Source organism: Erwinia sp. PPS120 (genome assembly GCF_047918655.1).
Classification (GTDB): domain Bacteria; phylum Pseudomonadota; class Gammaproteobacteria; order Enterobacterales; family Enterobacteriaceae; genus Erwinia; species Erwinia tasmaniensis_A.
On record NZ_JBLREF010000009.1, the window covers coordinates 107514 to 133745 of the forward strand.

Sequence of the window (26232 nt, forward strand, 5' to 3'; positions counted from 1 at the left end):
AGAAGGAAACCTCTGCTGGGCAGAACGGTACGAGTCATGAGTGTGGTCAGTTTACCGTCAGCCCGTCGCGCGGGACTTAATCCTTATCAAGGATATCGCCAGTCTTTCCCCCTTTTTCTGCGCTTCCCCAGGTCTGTCAGCCCGTACCAGCCATAAAAAAGGAGGCCGGAGCCTCCTTTGTTTTGCTATCTACCCTTATCAGAGAATAAAGCGGCTGAGATCTTCATCGGCCACCAGCTCATCCAGGTGCTTGCCAACGTAGTCGGCATCAATGGTAAAGGATTGTCCGTTCAGGTCGCTTGCCTCAAAGGAGATATCCTCCATCAGACGTTCGAGCACGGTATGCAGACGGCGCGCGCCGATGTTCTCGGCCGTTTCGTTAACCTGCCAGGCAGCAGCAGCGATGCGGCTGATCCCGTCATCGGTGAAGTGAATATCCACACCTTCGGTATTCATCAGTGCCTTATACTGCACCGTCACGGAGGCGCTCGGCTCGGTGAGGATCCGCTCAAAATCGTGGGTGGTCAGCGCCTGTAGCTCAACGCGAATGGGCAGGCGACCCTGTAGTTCAGGGATCAGATCCGACGGGCTGGCCACCTGGAAAGCCCCTGACGCGATAAAGAGGATATGGTCGGTTTTCACCATGCCGTGCTTCGTCGAGACGGTACAGCCTTCGACCAGCGGCAGCAAGTCGCGCTGAACGCCTTCGCGTGAGACATCCGGGCCGGCGCTTTCTCCGCGTTTACAAACCTTGTCGATCTCATCAATAAACACGATGCCATGCTGCTCAACGGCATCAATGGCTTCCTGCTTCAGCTCTTCCGGGTTAACCAGTTTGGCGGCTTCTTCTTCCACCAGCAGCTTCATAGCGTCTTTGATTTTCAGCTTACGCGGTTTCTGTTTCTGACCGCCGATATTCTGGAACATCGACTGTAGCTGGCTGGTCATCTCCTCCATTCCCGGAGGGGCCATAATTTCCACGCCGGCGGAAGAGGCCGCCAGATCGATTTCGATTTCTTTGTCGTCAAGTTCGCCTTCACGCAGTTTCTTACGGAAAGACTGACGTGCGGCAGAAGGTTCCGCGGCCGACTCGGATTGACCCCAGTTGTTCTTCGCCGGGGGGATTAGCACGTCGAGGATGCGCTCTTCCGCCATCTCTTCCGCGCGATAGCGGTTTTTCTCAATCGACTGAGATCGCACCATCTTGATCGCTGAATCGGTAAGATCGCGGATAATCGAGTCAACCTCTTTACCTACATAACCGACTTCGGTGAATTTGGTTGCTTCAACCTTGATGAACGGCGCATTAGCCAGCTTGGCAAGACGACGGGCAATTTCTGTTTTCCCTACGCCAGTCGGGCCAATCATCAGAATATTTTTGGGCGTGACTTCATGACGCAGCTCTTCATTAAGCTGCATACGGCGCCAGCGATTACGCAGGGCGATGGCGACAGCGCGTTTAGCGTCGTCCTGGCCAATGATAAATCTGTTCAGTTCGCTGACGATTTCGCGTGGGGTCATTTCAGACATAGTTGGGGGTCCTTACGCTTTAGACGCTAATTCTTCGATGGTGTGATTGTGGTTGGTATAGATGCAGATATCCCCTGCAATACCCAGCGCTTTTTCCACGATATCGCGCGCGCCGATGTCGGTGTTTTCCAGCAGGGCACGCGCCGCCGCCTGCGCATAAGGACCGCCGGAACCAATCGCAATCAAATCGTTTTCGGGCTGAATGACGTCGCCATTACCCGTAATAATCAGCGAGGCATTCTCGTCAGCCACGGCCAGAAGCGCTTCCAGCTTGCGCAGCATTCTGTCGGTACGCCAGTCTTTGGCCAGTTCCACCGCCGCTTTCACCAGATGACCCTGATGCAGTTCAAGTTTGCGTTCAAAGAGTTCAAACAGGGTAAAGGCGTCTGCGGTGCCGCCAGCAAAACCGGCAATGACTTTGTCATTATAAAGACGGCGCACTTTTTTGACGTTGCCTTTCATCACGGTGTTGCCGAGAGTAGCCTGGCCATCACCGCCAATCACTACCTGGCCGTTGCGTCGTACACTTACAATTGTTGTCACGGGCAGACCCCTTGTTGCAGTAAAAGATAACCCCGCAGCTCAACTGCGGGGCATTGATGCAATCAGATATGGGGTAGCTTTAAGCGCTTTCAACCCCCCAAAGCGAGAGGGATACAATTTGTATGGCCTGAACTGCGCAGGCTTTTTAGCGTAGTGTCAGCGCCTGAACGACTGTTATAAGGGCCAATAACTACGCGATTCCAGCCGCCGCCGGTGGTAATACGGCTCTCGAAACCTTCAAAAGCCAGCTGCGCGCGGATAGACTCGGCCTGATCGCTGCCTTTAAACGATCCGCACTGTACCATCCAGCGTTGAGTTTTCGCTTTCTCAACCTCTTTCGGCTTAGCCTCCGCTTTTGGCTGCTGCGCCGTCTGAACCGGGGCCTGGTGGGTCGGCTCGTGGCTTACTGGCGCGGCGGGCTGGGAATGATGTGGGGCAGACTGCGGCAGCATATGCGTCTGCTGCTGTTGAACCTGCTGCTGAGCATGGGGCTGCTGCTGATTTTGCTGTTGCTGGGCGCGGATCGATTGCTGCTGTTGGATCTGCGACTGCTGCGTTCTTATCTGCTGCTGGGCGCGAGCCTGCTGCTGCTGAATTTGCTGCTCCTGCTGCATTCGCGACTGCTGCTGCAACTGCGTTTGTTGTCGCTGTAGCGTTTGCTGGCGCTGTGCAGACGTCTGTTCATTCCAGGGCACTTCGTTAAGCTGCGTGGGCTGCTGGCGCATATCGGCCTGCATCTGCTCCAGTAGCTGACGCTGCTCATCGGTTAGCTGAGTCTGAGAGTGGACTTCGCCTCCTGCGGTAGGCTCGGTAGGCGTGGGAACGCTCATCTGGCGGTTTTCAAGCTCCTTGATATAGCGCCAGCGCTCTTCGGGCTTGGGCGGCAGGCCATTACCCACGGCTTTATGGTCGGGAATAATGGGCGTATCATCTTTTTTATGATGGGCGATAAACCAGAGCCCGCCAGCAAAAGTCACCAGTACCGCGACGGCAAGTCCAACCATTATCTTTGATACGCCTGAACCACCACTACGCTTTTTGCTACTACGGCTGTTACGGCTGTTGGTCTTCTTACGACGCGTCCCTGTCGAACGCCCGCGGCCTACATAATCTTTTTGTGCCACTATCGTTCCACTAATTTTCAATAAAAGGTGTGGTCGGGCGAAGTCGTTGCAGTTGCAGGTGCGCCCGGCTATCAGCCCGTCATGTTACTTAAGGGCCGCAAGTTTGACCAGCGTCGATACTGTTTTGAGCCAGCCGATCGCTGATTAAAGACGAATAATGTGCTTTTTCCAGATTATTCTTTATCCCTCAACGAGGGAGCGGTACTACCCCGTATTTTCACCTCAAAATCTAGCAGCCTGGAGCCGCTGTTAACGGGCTTACCCTTTAGCTGGGCAAGAAGCAGATTCATAGCTTCACGGCCAATGTTAAAGCGCGGCTGCGCGACCGTCGTAAGCTGTGGATCGCTGTAGCGGGACAGTTCGATATCATCAAAACCAATCAGCGAGATATCCTGCGGTACGCGCAGACCCATGATTTTTGCCTCGGACATGGCGCCCAGCGCCATAATATCGCTGTGGCAAAATATCGCGTCAGGGCGTCTGGGCAGTGCCATCAAATATTTCATTGCCCGGCTGCCTGCATCGAAGGTGAAATCACCTGGAACAATATAGTGGGGATCGACAGCAATGTCGTTACGCTTCAGCGCCTGGATATAGCCCTGCAGCCGATACTGGCACAGCGGCATATCCTGAGGCCCGGTAATACAGGCAATGCGGCTGTGCCCCAGCTTCAGCAGATGGCTGACCGCTTCAAAGGCGGCTGTCAGATTATCAATGTGCACGGTAGGGAGTTCGCGTGCTGGCGCAAATTCGTTGGCCATCACCATCGGCGGCAGATTACGCTGTTCCTCAACGCTGGTATCAAAGGGAAGCTGAGAACCCAGCAGCACCATCCCATCAATTTGACGGGTTAGCATCAGGTTGAGAAAGGATTTCTCTTGTGGACGCTGGTGCGCGCAGTCGCCGATCAGCACCAGGTAGCCCTGGGCAGCGGCCACCTCTTCCACGCCGCGAATGATTTCGCTGAAAAAGGGGTCACAGATATCCGGCACGATAACCAGAATGGTGTGGGATTCACTGCGCTTACTGCTGCGGGCCATAGCATGAGGGGAGTAGCCCGTCGCGACCACCGCCTCTTCAACCTTCAGGCGCGTTGCGGCAGAGACTTTTTCAGGATTCATCAGGGCGCGCGAAACCGTCGCCGTCGATACGCCCGCTTTTTCTGCGACATCCTTCATCGTCGCCCCCGCTGCCTCTTTCGTCTGTTCCAACGCTATTCTCCTTGCCCGAGCCGGCCTGTCGCGGGTCGCACCGACCTGTAAGGTAAATTAATGAGTCCCTTTGACTCCCGCCACATTTTTAACAGATGTTAGCGGACGTCGTTACTTAATTTGCATAAAAAATGTGACTTGTACGGCTTTTTTCGCGTCAGCTCGCAAAGCAGCATCTCTTTCAGCCTTCCGTTGGATCAACATCCAGCGTCCATTTGACTTTACGCGCCTGGGGGAGGGTGCCGATCAGGGGGAGCGTGCTCTTTAGCAACCGCTGCAGGAGCACGCGGGAAGGGTGTTGCAGCAAAAGCTGCCAGCGATAGCGCCCACCCCGTTTAGGCTGTAGTGCGGGCACGGGCCCCATCACCCAGAACGCTTCATCCTTTAACGGACTGGCTTCCAGAAGATTACGTAACTGCTGTAAAAATAGCGCGGACTGCTGGTTATCATGATCGTCTGACCGAAAAAGCGCATGGCTGGTAAAGGGGGGCAGAAAGACGGTTTTGCGCTCATTCAAGGCACGAAGTGCAAAAGCATCGTAGCCCTCATGCATCAGCGTTTGCAGTAAAGGATGCTCGGGATGATGGGTTTGCAGAACGACCTCTCCCTGCTTGCCCGCGCGTCCGGCGCGCCCGGCAACCTGGGTGTAAAGCTGCGCGAAACGCTCCGCAGAGCGAAAATCTGCTGAAAACAGCGCGCCATCCACGTCCAGCAGCGAAACCAGCGTGACGTCGGGGAAGTGGTGGCCTTTCGCCAGCATCTGTGTACCGACCAGAATACGGGCACCGCCGCGATGAACATCGGCGAGGTGTTGTTCCAGCGCGCCTTTTCGGCTGGTGGTATCGCGATCGATACGGGACAACGGCACGCTGGGGAAAAGCGCGGTGAGGTTATGCTCAAGCTGCTCTGTACCCAGCCCTACGGGAACTAACTGTGTTGAACCGCATTGTGGACACTGATGAGGCACGGGGCGCTGACTGTCACAGTGGTGGCAGCGGAGCTGGTGATGATGCTGATGTAGCGTGTAATAGCGGTCGCAGCGCTGACATTCAGCAATCCAGCCGCATTCATGGCAGAGCATGGCAGGTGAAAATCCCCTGCGGTTGAGAAACAGCAGCACCTGGTTATCGGCACTGAGATGCTGACCTATTCTCTTAATCAGCATCGGGGACAGGCCACCCTCCAGTCTGACCCCTTTCAGGTCGAGCAGCTGCTGCGTGGCCTGTCTGGCATTTCCCGCGCGTTTGCTGAGACTGAGCTGGCGATATTTGCCCATTTGCACATTATGCAGGGTTTCCAGTGCCGGCGTGGCGGACCCCATTACTACGGGAATATTTTCCTGCCTGGCGCGAAAGACGGCCATATCGCGCGCCTGGTAGCGCCAGCCTTCCTGCTGCTTGTAGGAGCTGTCGTGCTCTTCATCAATGATGATAACGCCGAGGCGGGCAAAAGGGGTGAACAGGGCAGATCGGGTGCCGATCACGATGGACGTCTCGCCGCTGCGGGCGCGCAGCCATACCGCCAGCCGCTCGCTGTCATTCAGGCCGGAGTGGAGAACGTCCACCGGCGCGTTAAAGCGCTCGCGGAAGCGGGCGATGGTTTGCGGCGTCAGGCCAATTTCGGGTACCAGCACCAGCGCCTGGGCACCCTTTGCCAGGATGTTTTCCAGTACGCTCAGGTAGACTTCAGTTTTGCCCGAGCCGGTTATCCCGGCCAGCAGCCAGGCCACAAAATGGTCATCCTCACCACGAATAGCGCCCACCGCCGTAGCCTGTTCGGTATTAAGGCGTAATCGCTCACCTATTACCGCGTAACTGCTGCGCCAGTCTTCCCGCTGGCGGGCTAGCGATTGCAAATCGCAGAGGCCTTTTGCCCGCAGCGCCTGTAGCGTGGCATCGGTAATGTCATGCTGACTGATTTCATGGCGGTAAAGGCTGCGCTGTCGCAGGGCGGATAGGGCCTGCTGCTGCTTCGGTGCGCGTTTCAATGCTTCCGGCGGCGTTGCGCGACCGGTTTCGCTAATGACCCACTGGAAAAGCGGGGCCTCGGCGGCTATTTTCCCCTGGCGGAGCAAAACGGGCATGGCATGAAACAGCACCTCACCGAGCGGATAATGATAGTAATCCGCCGCCCACAGGAGGATATGCCACAGAGAAGGCGGGTAAAGTGAAACATCGTCCAGCACCTCATTGACCGCTTTGAGCTGGTCCAGAGGAAAATCGCTGGTTTCGCTCAGCCCCACCACCACGCCCACGGCTTTTCGCTTGCCGAAGGGGACGCTGACGCGACCGCCAACCACCGCCGCAGGCAGGTGTGAAGGCAACAGATAATCAAAGTTGCGGGCAAGGGGAACGGGAAGCGCGACCTGAACAACGGGCATGAATTCATCCGGATGAAATTATCAGCGGGATAGTGTACACTGTGTGTTCTGAAATGTGCGGATCCGATTGCAGCGGGTGGTTAATTTCTGTATAGTCCGCCGCCGTGATACGGCATTTTGGTATCATAACACCTGAATTTTTAATCTTCGTGTGGTGCCGGTGCAGGGTATTCCTGGCACGGGAGAGCGACACGGCCTTAACTGAGGTTTCCCATGAAAAAAGGTATTCACCCAAATTACGCTGAAGTTACTGCTAAATGCTCTTGCGGTAACGAAATCAAAACCCGCTCAACCGTGGGTCACGACCTGAACCTGGACGTGTGTGGTAAATGCCACCCGTTCTACACCGGTAAGCAGCGTGACGTTGCCAGCGGTGGTCGTGTTGACCGCTTCAACAAGCGTTTCAGCATCCCAGGTAGTAAATAAGCTAGTTGAACGAAACGGTTTCCGTTTCGGATGCGACACAAAGCCTGGCAACGCCAGGCTTTTTAAACGCTCATTAACACCCTGCCAGGCGATTTTCTGGCAGGGTGTTTTTTTTGTGGTTAAGAATTACTTTTTGATAGGGGCAACCGGGACATTAAACGAAATTTTTGAAGCAGAAAGATTGCCGCCAATTTGATTAATACTGGCGAGTTTAGGTGCCTGGATGATCAGGCTATTTGCAGCAAGTGTACCTTTTACGTTGAAAGGGAACAATGAACACTTGTTATTCACCAGTGAGCCACTGGTACTCAACGCCAGCGTATCAGCCTTAAGAGTGCCATAATTAGTGATATCTTTCGAGCTGAATATGACCATTTGCGTGGAAGCCTGCATTATGCCTGTATTTTCAAAAGCGTCTGAAAAAACATCTATTTTTTTGCCCTTAATCGCGGTCGCATTTTTGACGCTATCACTCGCAATATAGACAAAATTACCCGCGTCAAGTTTTCCCTTGTTCAGATTCACCTTTTTTGTAGAAGAGAGTCCGATGTTTTTCCCGCTGCTTAATGTGCCGCTGTTGGTGATATTTCCAGATGAGGTGAACAGATTAGAAATGATGCTCAGCCCCTTGCCACTCGATGAAGAACCCGCTTCCATAGCAATGGAACCCGAATGTGAACTTATGGAGCCGTAATTAGTAATATCCGTCGATGAGGCTACCGTTATATCCCCATTACTCATTATCTTACCTTGTGTAGCATTAGTGAAATCGTCTGAGCTATTAAATACGGCGCTGGTCGCTGTTTCGATTGTGCCAGCATGAGTAATTTTACCTTTGCTGTTAATTTGGAGTGCCTGTGCGTTTAATACTCCCTTATTGTTAACGCCTGCGCCGGTACTGGTACTGGTCAGGAAGATTGTTCCTGCGGTCATCCCGCCCAGCGCGCTTACATCTATGCCCGTTGAGGCAGATTTAGTAATGACCTCCACATCTCCATCAGCAGGATTATAAATGTAATTCCCTGCTGTAGCGTATATGGAGTTTGATTTTATTTGACCATTAATTATCAATGAGTCAGCGAGTAATGTCGTATAGTCTGCCGTCATGGTTTTGTTAATGGTGATATTACCCCTGGTGACTTTAAAACCGGATAATATACCATCCTTGTCCACCACTGGGGTGCCCGTAGTCAGGGTGGTGTGGTTAGTATTGATAAAGCTACAGCCTGAACAGGTAATACCGTTAGGGTTGGAAATAATCACATCTGCTTTCAGACCACCCACCTCAATAAATCCGTTCAGGGCACTCGATTTCTTTGAAATGACTTCGTTTAGTATTACTTTGGCTGATGAGGTTAGGTTACCATTTTTAGCAATGTTACCCTGTTCCCGAATAATATCGGTCATGCTGTTATTCAGAATCATGCCTTTATGACTCACATTGAAATCTTTCCACATATTGTGAGAAAGCCCATTGCTATCAGCATTGTTGATATCTACAACGGTAGCCCCGCTGGTGTGTACATAACTGGCAGGGGCTGCGCATACTGATTGCGCAAAGAGCGCAAGAGAAGTAGCCAGAAAAATCGACTTAAATTTGTGGTTTCTCATTTTATTAGTCCCTTAATTAATCGTGCTGAGATAATGATAGGTTGTGGTACAAATAGCGTTTCTCATTGTTCTTTATAGGGTCGTGATTTTAATACCTCCACTGAAGTGAAAAGCCGAGAGTGAGTGAATCCGTATGAAAGCCATCCGGATGTGCAAGAGGTACACCGGCAAAAAGATCGAAACCGATATTCCACTGCCATCCACGCAGTCCGACGACGCTGCCGATGAGCATTTTTCCTGAGTAGCTGGCAGGCTCGCCTCCGCCAATTCCCTGGCCAATGTCTAAGCCCGCATAAGGCTGGAATGCACTGCCAGGTATTATCCAGCTGAGATCGTTGCGCCAGTACCATCCCTGATTTTGCTGTAGGTTTACCTCGCCATCAAAACCGCGTACGGTCCAGCGATTGCCGATAGCGAAGCGATTTAACGTTGAGAGTCGGTCTGATGTGAGCTGAAGATTAAAATGCGGGGAGTAGTTAAAGTAGCGCCCCTTGAGGATAAAGCTGGTCGATGACTGAATATCTATACCTACAACACGACCCTGCTTGTCGATCAGATCGATCTGCCTGTCCGGGGTATTGCTACTGCCGAACCAGGGCATTTTATGCTGGTAGCTCAGACTGGTATTGATCGTGGTATTATCAAATTTATACTGATTCTCTAAAATAGCTTTCCAGCCAGAATTTTTTTTATTCATGCTTTCCAGTTCTACTTCATTAAAAAAGTAACGCGCACCCATGTTGAATACCTGTAGCCCAAAGGTATATTTTTGACTTGCCGTTTGGAAGATAAGATAGTTAAGCTGTGTGCTGAAATAATGGTTTTTGTTATTTATCATCCAGCTCGCCCAGTCTCCCTGTACGTACTGCTGATAGCTGCTCTGGCTGGCGTACAAGTCCAGCCACCAAAAGCCCCATGGAACCGAATAGCCTACCGAGCGGTTAGTGTTCCCCTGGGCCTTACGACTAAAATCAATATCGCGACCATAAGAGAAATAGAGTATATCGCTTAACGACGTAATATTGTTCAGATAGAGCGTTGCACCCCCCTGATAGCGGCCGCTGGTTGCGCTGCCGGCGTCATTCATCCACGCACCGATCTGCCAGTATTTATCCTGTTTTCGCTGAATATAGAGATCGCTCTCACCTTTATTTTCGCCGGGCAGCAGTTTGATTTTTACAGATGAACCCGGCACGCGCTGTAGGTTCGCGCTTCCCTGCTCAAGCGCTCTCAGCCTGAGGATGTCTCCCGTGCTAAAAGGCAGGGTGCTTTTGAGATTGATAAAGTTTGCCCCTCCCTTTTCCAGCTTTATATCACCCACTTTTCCAGTGAGGACCTCGAAGTTAAGTTTCCCCTCGCTAATATCCTGTTCCGGCAGGTTAATACGGGTAGTGATATAACCCATACGAATGATTTCATTTTGAAGTGTTCGCGCTAATAATCGAACGCTCTCAATGCCGAGACATTTCCCCCTGGCCTGCTGTATTATCCATGACATTTCGCCAGTATTGAATCTGCTGTCATCTTTTATTATTTTTATTTCATTGATATTGAAGCAGTTCTCTTCAATGGGAAACGTAATCTTTTCCCTGGTGAGGTTCTGTTTTTCCGAACGGACCGATTTTGTTTCAGGTAAAACGGCATCTCTTCTGGCTTTATCCTGCTCTATTGGATTTATCGTTTTATCGCTGATTTGTTTTTCAATACCTGCCTGCTGATAAATTCCAGTATCTGCAGACGCAGAGCCTATTAATATTATAAAAAGAAAGGGTGAAAGATGAATATAGCGCGGAAGCGTAAACATATGTTCCATTATTTTTTCTTATTAATAATTAATTATTAAATTCGATCATATTTTTTTCGAAAACTTAAGGCAATAGTAAAAGTTTTGGTTTTATCTTACGGAGTATGCGGCCCTTCCTCGGAAGGGAGATATTTACTTGCTCAGAATCCATAATATAATCAGAAAAGGTGCTACTTTTGGGTTTTTTTATAGATTTTTCAGACGGGTGAATGCGCAGTTTATTTATTGATATTTGGGTAAATGCGCGGGGTTTATTATCATTGCGTTTATAAAAGACAGCAAATGAAAATAAGACAAAAACTATAATTTGAGGTGATATTTAACCATGTTATACAATTCATGATTAAATAAGAGGTAGGCGTGCCTGTAAAGACACAGACAGATCCACGGCAGGTATCAATATTCATACGGGGTGAACTCTTTTTGTGATCGCGGCTCTACCTGTATAACTTTGTTCAGTTGCGGATGCCGGATTTTCAGAGAGGCCTCAGGGACTAAACGCGAACCAACAGGTGTGGCGAAACGCAGAGCTGACCAACATGCTGGCTTTAAGACATCAATATGTTAAGGACCGAGAGAAAACAGAAGCGTTTTAAGGGAGGGAAACCGCGGGGCAGGCAGGCTGTTTGGCTGGGCGGCGAAAAGGCGGTTAAGCGGATTGGGTTACCAGAAGAGCGGGCAGATCCTAATGCCAAAGGATCTGCCCATATCGCAGAGGAGTGTGAATACGGGCTTAGTATTCCCAGGTGTCTGGATCAACGCCCATTTCCCGCATGATCGCTTTCGCGTCTTCCGGGATCTCATCACCGCGTTCCTTACGAAGATCAACATCATCCGGTAGAGGCTGGCCGGTGAAAGCATGTAAAAAAGCTTCACAAAGCAACTCGCTGTTAGTGGCATGACGCAAGTTGTTGACCTGGCGGCGGGTACGTTCATCGGTCAGAATTTTCAGAACTTTTAACGGTATTGAGACCGTTATTTTTTTTACCTGCTCGCTCTTTTTACCGTGTTCAGCGTAAGGGCTGATATATTCGCCGTTCCATTCAGCCATGGGGTACCTTAGTCATCATTAAAATTTTTTTGAAAGTGCCGAAATTCGGCTAATTATGCCCGAAGTTGGTGCCCACCACACTGCTACAAAGCAATTTTTATGCAGGCTAATACGACATAATCTTAACGGGTATTGGCATTTTGCTCAATCTATACGCAAAGACATTTAGATGTCCAGATGTATTGACGTCTAATCATGCGCTGATATGCTAGGCACTCTTCTTATTCTCCTTTCAGGAATTTATGCACCATGACGCGTAAACAGGCAACCATCGCAGTGCGCAGCGGTTTGAATGATGATGAGCAATATGGCTGCGTTGTCCCCCCCATCCATCTTTCCACCACCTATAACTTTACGGATTTCAATCAGCCAAGAGCCCACGACTATTCGCGTCGCGGTAATCCCACGCGAGACGTGGTTCAGCGTGCGCTGGCCGAACTGGAGGGCGGGGCCGGGGCGGTGATGACCAACACCGGCATGTCTGCCATCTATCTGGTGTGTACCGTTTTCCTGAAGCCTGGCGACCTGCTCATTGCCCCTCATGACTGCTACGGCGGCAGCTACAGACTATTTGACAGCCTGAGTAAGCGTGGTGCCTTTCGCGTGAAGTTTATCGATCAGGGCGACGAAGCGGCATTGAAGGCTGCACTGGCAGAAAAACCTCAGCTGGTGCTGATAGAAAGCCCCAGCAACCCGCTATTGCGCGTGGTCGATATCACTGCTATCGCAACAGCGGCACGCGAGGCGGGCGCCGTCAGCGTGGTTGATAACACCTTCCTCAGTCCTGCACTGCAAAATCCCCTGGCGCTGGGTGCCGATCTGGTTCTTCACTCGTGTACCAAATATCTGAACGGCCACTCCGATGTTGTAGCAGGCGTGGTGATTGCCAAAGATCCCGCCCTGGTGACCGAACTCGCCTGGTGGGCCAACAATATTGGCGTCACCGGGGCGGCATTTGACAGCTATCTGCTGCTGCGCGGGTTACGGACGCTGGCACCGCGCATAGCGGCGGCGCAGCGCAATGCGCAGGCCATCGTTGACTATCTGAAACAACAACCGCTGGTTAAAAAGTTGTATCATCCATCACTGCCGGAAAACGCAGGCCATCAGATTGCGGTAAAACAGCAAAAAGGCTTTGGCGCTATGTTAAGTTTTGAGCTGGATGGCAATGAGGATACCCTGCGTACTTTCCTTAAAGCGCTAGAACTCTTTACCCTGGCAGAGTCGCTGGGCGGCGTGGAAAGCCTTATCTCCCACACTGCTACCATGACCCATGCCGGAATGTCCGCTGAGGCGCGTGCGGCAGCAGGTATTTCTGAGACGCTGCTTCGCGTGTCAGTCGGTATTGAAGACCACGAAGATTTAATCGCCGATTTGGATAATGCCTTCCAGATAGCGGCCAAGAGGTAAGCATGAGTCAGTCAGCAGTGGCAGCCGGCCCGCGCCAGTTGCACAAATTTGGTGGTAGCAGTCTCGCCGACGCCAGGTGTTATCAGCGAGTAGCCGGTATAATGGCTGAGTACGGCTCTGCCGGGGATGTGATGGTGGTCTCTGCCGCGGGCAGTACAACCAATCAGCTAATCAGCTGGCTTAAGCTGAGCCATACCGATCGGCTTTCCGCCCATCAGGTACAGCAGGCCCTTCGTCGCTATCAGAGTGAGTTGATAAACGGGTTGCTCTCTCCCGAGCAGGCCGAGCCGCTGTTGAACGATTTTATTCACGATCTTGAAAAGCTTGCCGGGCTGCTTGACGGTAAAATTACCGAGGCGATTTATGCCGAAGTCGTCGGGCACGGTGAGATCTGGTCTGCCCGTTTGATGGCTGCCGTTCTCAACCAGCGCGATATTGACGCCGATTGGCTCGATGCCCGCGATTTTCTTCGCGCCGAACGCGCGGCTCAGCCGCAGGTGGATGAGGGGAAATCATGGCCGCTTTTGCAGCAGCTACTGGCGCAGCACCCGCATCAAAGGCTGGTGATTACCGGGTTTATCAGCCGCAACGATGCAGGCGAAACCGTACTACTTGGCCGTAACGGCAGCGACTATTCCGCAACGCAAATCGGGGCACTGGCCGGGGTTTCACGCGTAACTATCTGGAGCGACGTGGCCGGGGTATACAGTGCTGACCCGCGTAAGGTAAAGGATGCCTGCCTGCTGCCGCTGCTGCGGCTTGATGAGGCGAGCGAACTGGCGCGTCTGGCGGCCCCCGTTCTGCATACCCGCACGCTACAACCCGTTTCCGCCAGCGATATCGACCTGCAGCTGCGCTGTAGCTATCAGCCCGAGCAGGGATCCACGCGGATTGAGCGAGTGCTCGCCTCAGGGACTGGCGCACGCATTGTGACCAGCCATGATGACGTGTGTCTGATTGAGTTCCAGATCCCGCCACAGCATGACTTTGCCTCGCAGAATAAAGAGATCGATCACCTGCTGAAACGCGCGCAGCTTCGTCCACTGGCTACGGGGATCCATCCCGATCGCAATCTCATTCAGCTCTGCTATACGTCAGAAGTGGTGAGCAGCGCCCTGGCGCTCCTACAGGATGCGGCGATCCCGGGACGTTTGCAGCTGCGTGAGGGAATGGCGCTGGTTGCCCTTGTCGGGGCCGGCGTTTGCCGTAATCCGCTGCACAGCCATCGCTTCTGGCAGGAGCTGAAGGACCAGCCCGTGGAATTTATCTGGCAGTCGGAAGAGGGGATCAGCCTGGTCGCGGTCTTGCGCGTCGGCCCTACTGAAAACCTGATCCGCGGTCTGCATAAGTCGCTTTTCCGCGCTGAAAAGCAGGTGGGTCTGATGCTGTTTGGCAAGGGTAATATCGGCTCCCGCTGGCTGGAGCTGTTTGGCCGTGAACAGGAGACGCTGTCGGCCCGCACGGGCTTTGAGTTTGTGCTGGCCGGTGTGGTAGACAGCCGCCGCAGCCTGCTGAACTATGACGGACTGGATGCCCGCCGCGCGCTGGCCTTTTTCGAAGATGAAGCGGTCGAACAGGATGAAGAATCGCTATTTTTGTGGATGCGCGCTCACCCGTATGACGACCTGGTTGTGCTGGATGTCACCGCCAGCGAGCCGCTTGCCGAACAGTATCTGGACTTTGCCAGCCACGGCTTTCACGTTATCAGCGCCAATAAGGTCGCCGGGGCCTCCAGCAGTGACCGCTATCGTCAGATCCGCGATGCGTTTGCCAAAACTGGCCGCCACTGGCTGTACAACGCCACGGTCGGCGCGGGCCTGCCCGTCAACCACACCGTGCGCGACCTGCGAGAGAGCGGGGACAGCATTCTTTCCATCAGCGGTATTTTCTCCGGCACGCTCTCATGGCTGTTTCTGCAGTATGACGGTACGGTGCCCTTTACCGATCTGGTCGATCAGGCCTGGCAGCAGGGGCTGACCGAACCCGACCCGCGGGTTGACCTGTCAGGCCAGGACGTCAGGCGCAAGCTGGTTATTCTGGCGCGTGAAGCGGGGTATGATATCGAACCCGATCAGGTGCGCGTCGAGTCACTGGTGCCAAAAAGCTGTGAGGACGAATCCGTCGATCATTTCTTTGAGAATGGCGAGGCGCTGAACGACCAGATGAAGCAGCGACTGGAAGCCGCCCGGGAGCTTGGACTGGTGCTACGCTATGTGGCGCGCTTTGACGCGAACGGCAAAGCCCGCGTGGGTGTGGAAGCCGTCAGGGACGACCATCCTCTCGCCTCGCTGCTGCCCTGTGATAATGTCTTTGCCATTGAAAGCCGCTGGTATCGCGATAATCCGCTGGTGATCCGAGGTCCGGGCGCAGGACGTGACGTGACCGCGGGTGCGATTCAGTCCGATATCAACAGGCTGGCGCAGCTGCTGTAAACGCTCAGAGCCAGATATTTTGTCTGGCTCTGCCTGTTTACGGCCTGGCTCCGGCCGGTTCAGCCGTTTTGCCCTGTCTGCTCAGCATCGTTTCCCTGTTACCTCAGCCGTCTCCTTACGCGCTCCGGCCTTTTTATCGCAACGTGAATTTTCCTCAATTTCGGTGAGAATTTGTCACGGCCATACTCCCTTTATCTGTTGACGAAATAGCCAGTTTGATTCAACTTGAATGTCTGGACGTCTAAACGTATGGATGTTCAAGCGGGCGGTTCATTTATCAGCAGCGATCGAAGAGGTAAGCCATGAGCTTTTTCCACGCCAATCAGCGCGAGGCGCTGAACCAGAGTCTGGCCGAGATTAACGGGAAAATTAACGTCTCTTTTGAATTTTTCCCACCGCGCACCAGTGACATGGAGCAGACCCTGTGGAGCTCAATCGATCGCCTGAGCAGCCTGAAACCCAAATTTGTATCAGTGACCTACGGCGCAAACTCCGGTGAACGTGACCGTACCCATAGCATTATCAAAGGGATTAAGGATCGCACCGGACTGGAGGCCGCGCCGCATCTCACCTGCGTTGACGCAAGCCGTGCCGATCTGCGCGCCATCGCGGAGGATTACTGGAATAACGGCATTCGTCATATTGTCGCTCTGCGCGGCGACCTTCCGCCCGGCGGCGGCAAGGCGGAGATGTACGGCGCCGATCTGGTCGGACTCCTCAGGGATGTGGGGGATTTCGATATTTCGGTCGCGGCGTACCCAGAGGTACACCCGGAAGCGAAAAGCGCGCAGGCCGATCTGATTAACCTGAAGCGCAAAATAGAGGCCGGTGCGAATAGCGCCATTACGCAGTTTTTCTTTGATGTGGAAAGCTATCTGCGCTTTCGCGATCGCTGCGCCGCAGCCGGTATTGACGTGGAAATTGTCCCTGGCATCCTGCCGGTTTCGAACTTTAAGCAGCTACAGCGTTTTGCGGCCATGACCAACGTGCGCGTGCCGGGCTGGATGACCCGCATGTTTGAAGGGCTGGATGACGATCCCGAAACGCGCAAAATGGTCGGTGCCAACGTGGCCATGGATATGGTTAAAATCCTCAGCCACGAAGGGGTGAAAGACTTCCATTTCTACACGCTGAATCGTGCGGAAATGAGCTACGCCATCTGCCATACGCTCGGGGTTCGCCCGGCGCTGGCAGCGGTCTGATGATTTAACCGGTATTACGCATTCCCGCCGCAACGCCGGCAATGGTCACCATCAGCGCCTGCTCGACGCGCGCATCCGGCTTCTGACCGAGCTCTTCCTGCTGACGTGAACGATAAAGCAGTTCGGCCTGGAGTACATTGAGCGGATCGGTATAGACGTTACGCAGGGCAATCGACTCGGCAATCCATGGCTGATCGGCCATCAGATGCGCATCGTTGGCAATGGTGAGAATGGTTTTGATGTCGGCAGCAAGCTGATCGCGTAGCTGTTTGCCCAGTGGCCAGAGCGACGCGGTGACCAGACGCTGATCGTAATACTCCGCCAGCCACAGGTCAGCCTTAGAGAACACCATCTCCAGCATCCCCAGCCGGGTTGAGAAGAACGGCCAGTCGCGGCACATCGCCTCCAGCTGATCCTGATGACCGGCCTCCATCGCTTTTTGTAAGGCAGCACCTGCGCCCAGCCAGGCGGGAAGCATCAGGCGGTTCTGCGTCCAGGCAAATATCCAGGGGATCGCGCGGAGTGATTCGACGCCGCCGGCAGGACGGCGCTTCGCGGGACGGGAGCCCAGCGGCAGCTTGCCCAGTTCCTGCTCAGGGGTAGCCTGGCGGAAGTAGGGGACGAAGTCCTCATTTTGACGCACATAGCCCCGATACATGGAACAGGAATCGGCGGAGAGCTGGTCCATAATATCGCGCCATTTGGGCTCCGGCTCCGGTGGTGGCATCAGGTTAGCCTCGAGAATGGCGCCGGTATAGAGCGAAAGGCTGCTAATAGTGACTTCCGGCAGGCCGTATTTAAAGCGGATCATTTCGCCCTGTTCCGTTACGCGCAGGCCGCCTTTCAGACTGCCGGGCGGCTGGGAGAGCAGCGCAGCGTGAGCAGGCGCGCCGCCGCGGCCAATAGTGCCGCCGCGTCCGTGGAACAGCGTCAGGGCAATACCGGCTTTTTCACAGGTTTTGATCAGCGCATCCTGCGCCTGATACTGCGCCCAGCTCGCCGCCATGACACCAGCATCTTTCGCCGAGTCGGAGTAACCGATCATCACCATCTGCCTGCCCTGAATAAAGCCGCGATACCAGTCGATGCTGAGTAGCTGGCTCATCACGTCGTTGGCATTATTCAGGTCATCGAGCGTTTCGAACAGCGGTGCAACCGGCATCGCAAAGGGGATGCCGGCCTCTTTCAGCAGCAGGTGGACAGCCAGCACGTCAGACGGGGTTTTGGCCATCGAGATCACATAGGCGGCAATGGAGCCTTTCGGTGCTTCTGCGGCAACGCGGCAGGTATCCAGCACTTCGCGGGTTTCGTCGCCAGGTGCCCAGTTACGCGGCAGCAGCGGGCGTTTGGAGTTGAGTTCGCGGATCAAAAAGGCCTGCTTGTCAGCCTCAGACCAGCTTTCATAATCCCCCAGGCCCAGATAACGGGTGATTTCCGCAATCGCCTCGGTGTGGCGGGTACTTTCCTGACGGATGTCGATACGCACCAGCGGCACGCCAAAACATTTCACGCGGCGTAGCGTATCCAGCAGCTGTCCATTGGCGATAATGCCCATACCGCATGCCTGGAGCGACTGATAGCAGGTATAAAGCGGATCCCACAGCTGCTCGTTGGCAATCAGCAGGTCAGCGGGGCGCGGCGGCGTTTCACCCTTCAGACGCCGTTCCAGCCACTCCTGAGTGCTCATCAGCTGGCCACGTAGCTTTTTCATGATTTCGCGATAGGGCTCAAGCGCCTCAGGATTGCCGCACAGGGTACGAACCTCCGCCGAGCACTCGGACATCGACAATTCAGAAACCAGTACGGCGATATCGCGCAGGAACAGGTCGGTGGCTTTCCAGCGGCTGAGTAGCAACACCTGTCGGGTAATATCTGCGGTGACGTTAGGGTTACCGTCGCGATCGCCGCCCATCCATGAGGTGAACTGCACGGGAACAAAGTCCACTGGTAACCTGACGCCGAAGGAGGCTTCCACCTGTTCGTTCAGCTCGCGCAGGAAGTGGGGAACGCCCTCCCACAGGCTGTTCTCGACCACTGCGAAGCCCCATTTCGCCTCATCCACCGGAGAAGGGCGATATTTGCGGATTTCATCGGTGTGCCAGGCCTGCGCAACCAGCTGGCGCAGACGACGCATAATCTGTGCGCGGTCATAGTCTGATAAATCGTTATGATCCAGCTGTTTCAGGCAGCTGTTGACCTCTACCAGCTTATGGATCAGGGTGCGGCGGGTAATTTCCGTTGGATGTGCGGTAAGCACCAGCTCCAGCGACAGGGATCCAATGGCTTCACGAATGGCGGCATCGGTCAGGTCGGGCTGCTGTTTGAGGCGATCGAAGACCTTTGCCAGCATCTCCGGGTGATTAGCCCCTTCCCCCTGTGGGGAAATGGTGTGATATTGCTCGGCAACGTTGGTTAAATTCAAAAACTGGCTGAAGGCGCGGGCGACGGGCAGCAATTCATCATTAGAGAGGTTTTGCAGCGTGGAAAGCAGCTCCTGACGATGGGCATCATTGCCCGCACGTGATGACTTAGAGAGCTTACGAATGGTTTCCACCCGTTCAAGGATGTTTTCGCCCAGCGCATCCTTAATGGTATCGCCGAGTAGTTTGCCGAGCATACTGACATTACTTCGCATTGCGGAATATTGTTCGTTCATATCACCCCTGACGCCCTTCTGGTTTTTGTCATTATCTTTTACCGTTACCGGCATAACCTTGATGTTTATCTAGCCACGTTCGCTGCCATTCGTCAATTGACTTGAAATGTCCTGCGATGGCTAAATAACAGGAATTTATGAGTTTTATTGCGGATGGCAGAAATGCTGCACCACCTGAGCAATCAATTCCCGGGTTGGCTTGATAAAGGCGGTATCTATATATTCATCCGGCTGATGTGCCTGATTGATCGAGCCAGGCCCCAGTACCAGCGTCGGGCATATTTCCTGAATAAACGGCGCTTCGGTGCAGTAGTTGACCACTTCCGTTTCTGTCCCCAGCAGTTTTTCCACCACCTGAACCAGCTGATGCTCGCGTGGGCATTCGTATCCCGGAATAGGGGGGTGCAGTTCACTTACCGTTACCCGGCCGGGCCAGCGCTCGCTCACGGGTGCGAGGGCTTCATTGAGCAGTCCGTCAAGCTCCTTCAGCGACAGGCCAGGCAGCGGACGAATATCCATATGCAGTTCGCAGCAGGCGCAGATACGGTTTGCCGCATCGCCGCCGTTGATATGGCCAAAGTTCATGGTCGGATAGGGGATAGCAAACCCGTCATGTTGGTAGCGCGACTTAAGCGTTTTGCGCAGGCCCATCAGGTGGGTAATGGATTCATGCATCAGCTCAATCGCATTGACGCCGCGTGCGGGATCGCTCGAGTGGCCTGACTGCCCCTGGATACGGATAGCCTGCGAGAGATGGCCCTTGTGCGCCCGCACCGGCTTCAGCGAGGTCGGCTCGCCGATAATCGCGCAGTCTGGACGGATCGCGGTGGTTTCCGAGAAGAATTTTGCGCCAGCCATGGTGGTTTCTTCATCCGCCGTCGCCAGGATATAGAGCGGTTTTTCCAGCGTTTTTAGATCAATGTCACGCAGCGCATCTAAAATGAAAGCGAAGAAGCCTTTCATGTCGGCCGTTCCCAGTCCGAAAAGCTTATTGTCATGTTCGGTCAGGGTGAAGGGATCGCGGGTCCAGCGGCCGTCGTCAAAGGGAACGGTGTCGGTATGGCCCGCTAACAGCAGGCCGCCCGCGCCGCTGCCGGTTTTTGCCAGCATATTGAATTTGTGGCGCGTGCCGGGAACGGCCTGGACCTCCACGCTGAAGCCCAAATCCCGGAACCAGCCCGCGAGCAAACTGATTAAAGTTTCATTACTCTGATCGATAGCGATATCGGTTGCGCTGATGGAGGGGGTAGCAATCAACTCGCGGTAAAGCTCGATAAATGGCGGTAATTTTGTCTTCACTGTTGACAGTCCTTGCGTTAGGATAGTATCAATATTCATGCAGTATTAGTGAATAAAAATACATTAATGGCGTGCGGATGGAAACCGATTAATCTTCCCTGTCCTGCGCCGATCGCCTGGGAATACAGCGGCAGGCCGCTGCAGCCCGGAATTTTCTGACCGAGAAAAGGTGTCAGTCTGATGTTGAATACGCTGATTGTTGGTGCCAGTGGCTATGCTGGCGTTGAACTGGTGACGTATCTGAACCGTCACCCCCAGGTGAACATAACCGCTTTAGCGGTTTCAGCGCAAAGCCCTGACGCAGGAAAATTGCTTTCTGAGCTTCATCCACAGCTGAAAGGTATCGTCGATTTGCCGCTACAGCCGATGAGCCGGGCAGAGGATTTTGCTGATAAGGTCGACGTGGTGTTTCTTGCCACCGCCCATGAGGTTAGCCACGACCTCGCGCCCGCCTTTTTGGCGGCGGGCTGCGTGGTGTTCGATCTCTCCGGCGCCTTCCGCGTCAACGATCCGAGCTTTTACAGCCGCTACTACGGCTTTGCCCATCAGCAGCAGACGTGGCTGGATAAAGCCGCCTATGGCCTGGCCGAGTGGCAGCATAACAGCATTAAAGAAGCCCAGCTGATCGCAGTTCCGGGCTGCTACCCGACGGCGGCGCAGCTGGCGTTGAAGCCGCTGGTGGAAGCCGGTCTGCTCAACGATGCCCAGTGGCCCGTGATCAACGCCACCAGCGGCGTCAGCGGCGCCGGGCGTAAAGCCTCCGTCAGTACCAGCTTCTGCGAAGTCAGTCTGCAGCCTTATGGCATTTTCAATCATCGTCATCATCCTGAAATTACCGCCCATCTCGGGATCCCGGTGATCTTCACCCCGCATCTGGGCAATTTCCCCCGCGGCATTCTGGCGACCATTACCTGCCGTCTGAAAGCGGGCATCAGCGCTGAGGACGTCGCTGAGGCGTTTCATAACGCCTACCACGATAAGCCACTGATACGGCTGTACGACAAAGGCGTACCGTCCATTAAAGCGGTAGCGGGCCTGCCGTTCTGTGATATCGGTTTTGCCGTGCAGGGAGAGCATCTGATCGTGGTATCGGCAGAGGATAACCTGCTTAAAGGCGCCTCTTCCCAGGCGGTGCAGTGCCTGAACATTCGTTTCGGTTTCCCGGAAACAGAGTCACTTTTTTAATCAGCGAGTAGCGAAATGACGAATCCTCTTATTATTAAACTCGGTGGCGTACTGCTGGACAGTGAAGAAGCGCTGGAAAAACTCTTCTCTGCGCTGGTGAGCTGGCGTGAATCGCATCAGCGTCCGTTGCTTATCGTCCACGGTGGCGGCTGTCTGGTGGATGAGCTGATGAAAAAGCTCTCTCTGCCGGTGCAAAAGAAAAACGGGCTGCGCGTGACGCCTGCCGATCAGATCGACATCATTACCGGTGCGCTGGCCGGCACCGCCAATAAAACCCTGCTGGCCTGGTCTAAGAAACACGGTATTGACGCGGTTGGCCTCTGCCTGGCCGACGGCGGTATCGTGGAGGTAGAGCAGTTCGACCCGCAGCTGGGCCACGTAGGTCAGGCAGCGCCGGGTTCGCCCAGGCTGATTACTACGCTGCTGACAGCGGGTTTCCTGCCGGTTATCAGCTCCATCGGTATCACCCAGCGGGGTGAGCTGATGAACGTCAACGCTGACCAGGCGGCAACGGCGCTGGCTGCGACTCTGGGAGCGGACCTGATCCTGCTGTCTGACGTGAGCGGTATTCTGGACGGTAAAGGCCAGCGTATCGAAGAGATGACGGCGGCGAAGGCCGAAGCGCTAATCGCCCAGGGGATTATCACCGACGGCATGATAGTCAAAGTGAATGCCGCGCTGGACGCCGCCCGCACGCTGGGGCGTCCGGTAGATATTGCCAGCTGGCGTCATGCAGAACAGTTGCAAAACCTCTTTAACGGCGTGTCAATTGGCACCCGGATCCTCGCTTAACAGAATGTTCAAGGAAAAGACAATGCAAGATAAGAGCATAAAAAAAATCGTTCTGGCTTACTCCGGTGGTCTGGATACCTCTGCCATTATTCCATGGCTGAAAGAGAACTACGGCGGCTGTGAAGTGGTGGCCTTTGTTGCGGATATCGGCCAGGAGCGCGGCGATCTGGAAGGCGTTGAGCAGAAGGCGATCCAGTCTGGTGCTTCTGAGTGCCACGTTGTTGATCTGCGCGAAGCCTTTATCAGCGACTACGTTTACCCCGTCTTGCAGACCGGCGCCCTGTATGAAGGCACCTACCTGCTGGGCACCTCAATGGCCAGGCCTATCATCGCCAAAGCCCAGGTTGAGCTGGCGCTGAAAGTGGGTGCGGATGCGCTGTGCCACGGTGCAACCGGTAAAGGCAACGACCAGGTGCGCTTTGAAACTACTTACACCGCGCTGGCTCCCCAGCTTGCCGTCGTCGCGCCGTGGCGCGAGTGGAACCTGCGTTCCCGTGAAGCGCTGCTGGATTATCTGAAAGAGCGCAACATTCCAACCACGGCCTCGCTGGAAAAAATCTACAGCCGTGACGAGAACGCATGGCACATCTCCACCGAAGGCGGCGTACTGGAAAGCCCGTGGAACGCGCCCAATAAAGATTGCTGGGTGTGGACAGTCGACCCGCTGGAGGCGCCGGACCAGCCCGAACAGGTCACCGTTTCCGTTGAAAAAGGGCGCGTGGTTGCGGTTAATGGCGAGGCGCTCAGCCCGTATAAGTGTCTGGAAAAGCTGAACGTGCTCGGCGCTAAGCACGGCGTAGGCCGTATTGATATCGTAGAAAACCGTCTGGTCGGCATTAAGTCGCGCGGCTGCTATGAAACGCCCGGTGGCACTATCATGGTTAATGCGCTGCGCGCCGTAGAGCAACTGGTGTTAGATCGCGATAGCTTTAAGTGGCGTGAGCAGCTGGGCCTTGAGATGTCCTACGTGGTTTACGATGGCCGCTGGTTTGCGCCGCTGCGTAAGTCTATTCAGGCCTCTGCGGAGGCACTGGCCGAGGAGGTAAATGGCGAAGTGATCCTGCAGCTGTACAAGGGGCAGGTGACGGCGATTCAGAAGAAATCCGCCAATAGCCTCTACTCTGAGGAGTTTGCTACCTTCGGTGAAGATGAGGTCTACGACCATCGTCACGCGGGCGGGTTTATCCGGCTGTTCTCACTTTCTTCACGCATTCGCGCGCTGAACGAAAAAAAATAAGTATCCGGATTGCCGGTACGCACAGGCGTCAGGGGCGGATAACATCCGTTCCCCTTACCGGCACCCGTGACCACGACTTAACGAATTAAAGGGAGCACTGACATGGCACTTTGGGGTGGACGGTTTACACAGGCAGCGGATCAACGCTTCAAGCTGTTTAACGACTCGCTGCGCTTTGACTATCGTCTGGCAGAACAGGACATTGTGGGATCCATTGCCTGGTCCAAAGCGCTGGTGACGGTCAATGTTCTGACCTCGGAAGAGCAGCAGCAGCTGGAGAGTGCGCTGACCGTGCTGCTGGAAGAGGTGCGGGCTAACCCGCAGCAGATCCTGGCAAGCGATGCCGAAGATATTCACAGCTATGTGGAAAGCCGCCTGATTGACAAAGTGGGGGCGCTGGGCAAAAAGCTGCATACGGGCCGCAGCCGTAACGATCAGGTTGCCACCGATCTCAAGCTATGGTGCAAAGCTCAGGTGGGTGAGTTGCTGACGGCGACCCGACAGCTCCAGCAGGCGCTGGTCACCACCGCCGAGGCAAATCAGGATGCGGTAATGCCCGGCTACACGCATTTACAGCGCGCGCAGCCCGTTACCTTTGCCCACTGGTGTCTGGCCTACGTCGAGATGCTGGCGCGTGATGAAAGCCGCCTGCAGGATACCCTGAAGCGTCTGGACGTCAGCCCGCTGGGCTGTGGCGCGCTGGCGGGCACGGCTTATGAGATCGATCGTGAACAGCTGGCCGGTTGGTTGGGCTTTGCCTCCGCCACGCGTAACAGTCTGGATACGGTATCTGACCGCGATCACGTGCTTGAACTGCTCTCTGATGCTTCTATCGGCATGGTTCACCTGTCGCGCTTTGCTGAAGATCTCATCTTCTTCAATACCGGCGAGTCCGGCTTTGTTGAGCTGTCAGACAAGGTGACGTCCGGCTCTTCCCTGATGCCGCAGAAGAAAAACCCGGATGCGCTGGAGCTGATACGGGGCAAGTGTGGCCGGGTGCAGGGGGCGCTGACGGCGATGACCATGACGCTGAAAGGTCTGCCGCTGGCTTATAACAAGGATATGCAGGAAGACAAAGAGGGGTTGTTCGACGCGCTGGATACCTGGTCAGACTGCCTGCATATGGCCGCGCTGGTGCTGGATGGCATTCAGGTTAAGCGTCCACGCTGTCAGGAAGCGGCCGAGCAGGGCTATGCCAACGCTACCGAACTGGCGGATTACCTGGTGGCAAAAGGCGTCCCGTTCCGCGAGGCGCACCATATTGTCGGCGAGGTGGTGGTGGTGGCGATTAAGCAGGGCGTGGCGCTGGAGGCCCTGCCGCTGTCTGAACTACGGGCATTCAGCAGCGCCATTGAAGAGGATGTTTACCTGATTTTGTCGCTGCAATCCTGTCTTGATAAACGCAATGCGAAGGGGGGCGTTTCACCTCATCAGGTTTCGCTCGCCATCACTGATGCGAAAAATCGGCTGTTATAGCCGGGGCTGGGCGTTAATTTCAGCTAAAATGGGGAGAGTATCCCTGTAAATAGCAGCAGAAGCCGCGGTAAAGATACCGCGGCTTCTGCCTGTACGATTTAAGGCTTACTGGCTGAGATCAGAATCAATGACCCAGCATGTACTTTTCTAAATCGTCGCTGCCACCAATGTGGCGTCCACCGATAAAGACCTGTGGCACCGTGGCCCGACCCGTCATTGCGCGCAGGCTGACCGTGGTCGCATCCTGTCCCAGCACAATCTCTTCGTACTGAATCCCGCGGTCCAGCAGCATCTGCTTCGCTTTTGCACAGAATGAGCAGCCTGGCTTGGTGAACAGCGATACCGATTCCTGCACTTTGAATTCCGGTGCCAGATAACGCAGCATGGTATCCGCATCTGAAACTTCGAACGGGTCGCCTGGTTTGTCAGGTTCTACAAACATCTTTTCAACGACGCCATTGCGCACCAGCATCGAATAGCGCCATGAACGTGGACCAAAGCCCAAATCGGCTTTCTCAACCAGCTGGCCCATACCGCGGGTAAACTCACCGTTACCGTCTGGAATAAAAGTGATGTTCTCTGCGTGCTGATCGGCTTTCCAGGCATTCATCACGAAGGTGTCATTGACAGAAACGCACAGAATATTGTCGACGCCGTGCTTTTTAAACACGTCTGACAGCTCATTGTAGCGTGGCAGATGACTTGACGAGCACGTCGGGGTAAAGGCACCCGGCAGTGAAAACACGATGACAGTTTTATCTTTAAACAGCTCGTCAGTCGTGACGTCGACCCATTGGTCGCCCTGGCGTGTGTGGAAAGTGACCTGTGGGACTGACTTACCTTCCTGACTTGCGAACATAAAC

19 protein-coding genes are annotated in these 26232 nt (G+C 54.4%); 8 read left to right on the forward strand and 11 right to left on the reverse strand.

What is annotated here, in order from left to right; all coding sequences use genetic code 11:
• Positions 1-198: 198 nt before the first annotated feature.
• From hslU to priA, 5 genes are all read right to left on the reverse strand, one after another.
• Positions 199-1530 carry an ATP-dependent protease ATPase subunit HslU gene (gene hslU, locus ACLRGG_RS06165; RefSeq protein ID WP_416248888.1) on the reverse strand — a complete coding sequence of 444 codons (1332 nt, stop codon included), beginning with the start codon at positions 1528-1530 and terminating at the stop codon, positions 199-201.
• Positions 1531-1542: 12 nt separating this feature from the next.
• Positions 1543-2073, reverse strand: a complete 531-nt coding sequence (gene hslV, locus ACLRGG_RS06170; protein ID WP_067709404.1) for an ATP-dependent protease subunit HslV — start codon at positions 2071-2073, stop codon at positions 1543-1545.
• Between the two features lie 89 nt (positions 2074-2162).
• Positions 2163-3197: a cell division protein FtsN gene (gene ftsN / locus ACLRGG_RS06175; protein ID WP_416248889.1), complete on the reverse strand. Its 1035-nt coding sequence runs from the start codon at positions 3195-3197 to the stop codon at positions 2163-2165.
• A gap of 173 nt (positions 3198-3370) precedes the next feature.
• Positions 3371-4408: a DNA-binding transcriptional regulator CytR gene (gene cytR / locus ACLRGG_RS06180; protein WP_416248890.1), complete on the reverse strand. Its 1038-nt coding sequence runs from the start codon at positions 4406-4408 to the stop codon at positions 3371-3373.
• 181 nt (positions 4409-4589) lie between these two features.
• Positions 4590-6788 carry a primosomal protein N' gene (priA, locus tag ACLRGG_RS06185; protein WP_416248891.1) on the reverse strand — a complete coding sequence of 733 codons (2199 nt, stop codon included), beginning with the start codon at positions 6786-6788 and terminating at the stop codon, positions 4590-4592.
• Between the two features lie 213 nt (positions 6789-7001).
• On the opposite strand from priA, the gene rpmE reads away from it, so the two are divergent.
• Positions 7002-7214 carry a 50S ribosomal protein L31 gene (gene rpmE / locus ACLRGG_RS06190; RefSeq protein ID WP_024966154.1) on the forward strand — a complete coding sequence of 71 codons (213 nt, stop codon included), beginning with the start codon at positions 7002-7004 and terminating at the stop codon, positions 7212-7214.
• 126 nt (positions 7215-7340) lie between these two features.
• On the opposite strand, the gene ACLRGG_RS06195 is transcribed toward rpmE, so the two are convergent.
• The 3 genes from ACLRGG_RS06195 to metJ form a co-directional block, all read right to left on the reverse strand.
• A complete protein-coding gene (locus tag ACLRGG_RS06195; RefSeq protein ID WP_416248892.1) occupies positions 7341-8825 on the reverse strand; it encodes a two-partner secretion domain-containing protein in 1485 nt (494 codons plus the stop codon).
• A gap of 88 nt (positions 8826-8913) precedes the next feature.
• Positions 8914-10638: a ShlB/FhaC/HecB family hemolysin secretion/activation protein gene (locus tag ACLRGG_RS06200; protein ID WP_416248893.1), complete on the reverse strand. Its 1725-nt coding sequence runs from the start codon at positions 10636-10638 to the stop codon at positions 8914-8916.
• A 724-nt stretch (positions 10639-11362) separates the two neighbouring features.
• Positions 11363-11680 carry a met regulon transcriptional regulator MetJ gene (gene metJ, locus ACLRGG_RS06205; protein ID WP_034935279.1) on the reverse strand — a complete coding sequence of 106 codons (318 nt, stop codon included), beginning with the start codon at positions 11678-11680 and terminating at the stop codon, positions 11363-11365.
• A gap of 249 nt (positions 11681-11929) precedes the next feature.
• Here metJ and metB point away from each other — a divergent pair, with 249 nt between their 5' ends.
• The 3 genes from metB (at position 11930) to metF (ending at position 16724) form a co-directional block, all read left to right on the forward strand.
• Positions 11930-13090, forward strand: coding sequence for a cystathionine gamma-synthase (gene metB / locus ACLRGG_RS06210; protein WP_416248894.1), 1161 nt, complete (start codon positions 11930-11932; stop codon positions 13088-13090).
• Between the two features lie 2 nt (positions 13091-13092).
• Positions 13093-15522 carry a bifunctional aspartate kinase/homoserine dehydrogenase II gene (locus ACLRGG_RS06215; protein WP_416248895.1) on the forward strand — a complete coding sequence of 810 codons (2430 nt, stop codon included), beginning with the start codon at positions 13093-13095 and terminating at the stop codon, positions 15520-15522.
• Positions 15523-15824: 302 nt separating this feature from the next.
• Entirely contained in the window at positions 15825-16724 is a 900-nt protein-coding gene (gene metF / locus ACLRGG_RS06220) for a methylenetetrahydrofolate reductase (protein WP_416248896.1), read from the forward strand.
• A 4-nt stretch (positions 16725-16728) separates the two neighbouring features.
• Here the strand turns inward: metF and ppc are convergent, their stop codons facing one another.
• Both ppc and argE read right to left on the reverse strand, forming a co-directional pair.
• Entirely contained in the window at positions 16729-19380 is a 2652-nt protein-coding gene (gene ppc / locus ACLRGG_RS06225; protein ID WP_416248897.1) for a phosphoenolpyruvate carboxylase, read from the reverse strand.
• Positions 19381-19524: 144 nt separating this feature from the next.
• Positions 19525-20679: an acetylornithine deacetylase gene (gene argE / locus ACLRGG_RS06230; RefSeq protein ID WP_416248898.1), complete on the reverse strand. Its 1155-nt coding sequence runs from the start codon at positions 20677-20679 to the stop codon at positions 19525-19527.
• A 180-nt stretch (positions 20680-20859) separates the two neighbouring features.
• Here argE and argC point away from each other — a divergent pair, with 180 nt between their 5' ends.
• From argC to argH, 4 genes are all read left to right on the forward strand, one after another.
• On the forward strand, positions 20860-21864 hold the full coding sequence (gene argC, locus ACLRGG_RS06235; RefSeq protein ID WP_416248899.1) for an N-acetyl-gamma-glutamyl-phosphate reductase: 1005 nt from the start codon (positions 20860-20862) through the stop codon (positions 21862-21864).
• A gap of 15 nt (positions 21865-21879) precedes the next feature.
• Positions 21880-22656: an acetylglutamate kinase gene (gene argB / locus ACLRGG_RS06240; RefSeq protein WP_416248900.1), complete on the forward strand. Its 777-nt coding sequence runs from the start codon at positions 21880-21882 to the stop codon at positions 22654-22656.
• A gap of 22 nt (positions 22657-22678) precedes the next feature.
• On the forward strand, positions 22679-23893 hold the full coding sequence (locus ACLRGG_RS06245; protein WP_416248901.1) for an argininosuccinate synthase: 1215 nt from the start codon (positions 22679-22681) through the stop codon (positions 23891-23893).
• Positions 23894-23995: 102 nt separating this feature from the next.
• The gene (gene argH, locus ACLRGG_RS06250) at positions 23996-25369 is read left to right on the forward strand and encodes an argininosuccinate lyase (protein ID WP_416248902.1); all 1374 of its coding nucleotides are present in this window, start codon (positions 23996-23998) and stop codon (positions 25367-25369) included.
• A gap of 124 nt (positions 25370-25493) precedes the next feature.
• Here argH and ACLRGG_RS06255 read toward each other — a convergent pair whose 3' ends face one another.
• Positions 25494-26228: a glutathione peroxidase gene (locus ACLRGG_RS06255; protein ID WP_416248903.1), complete on the reverse strand. Its 735-nt coding sequence runs from the start codon at positions 26226-26228 to the stop codon at positions 25494-25496.
• Positions 26229-26232 lie beyond the last annotated feature (4 nt).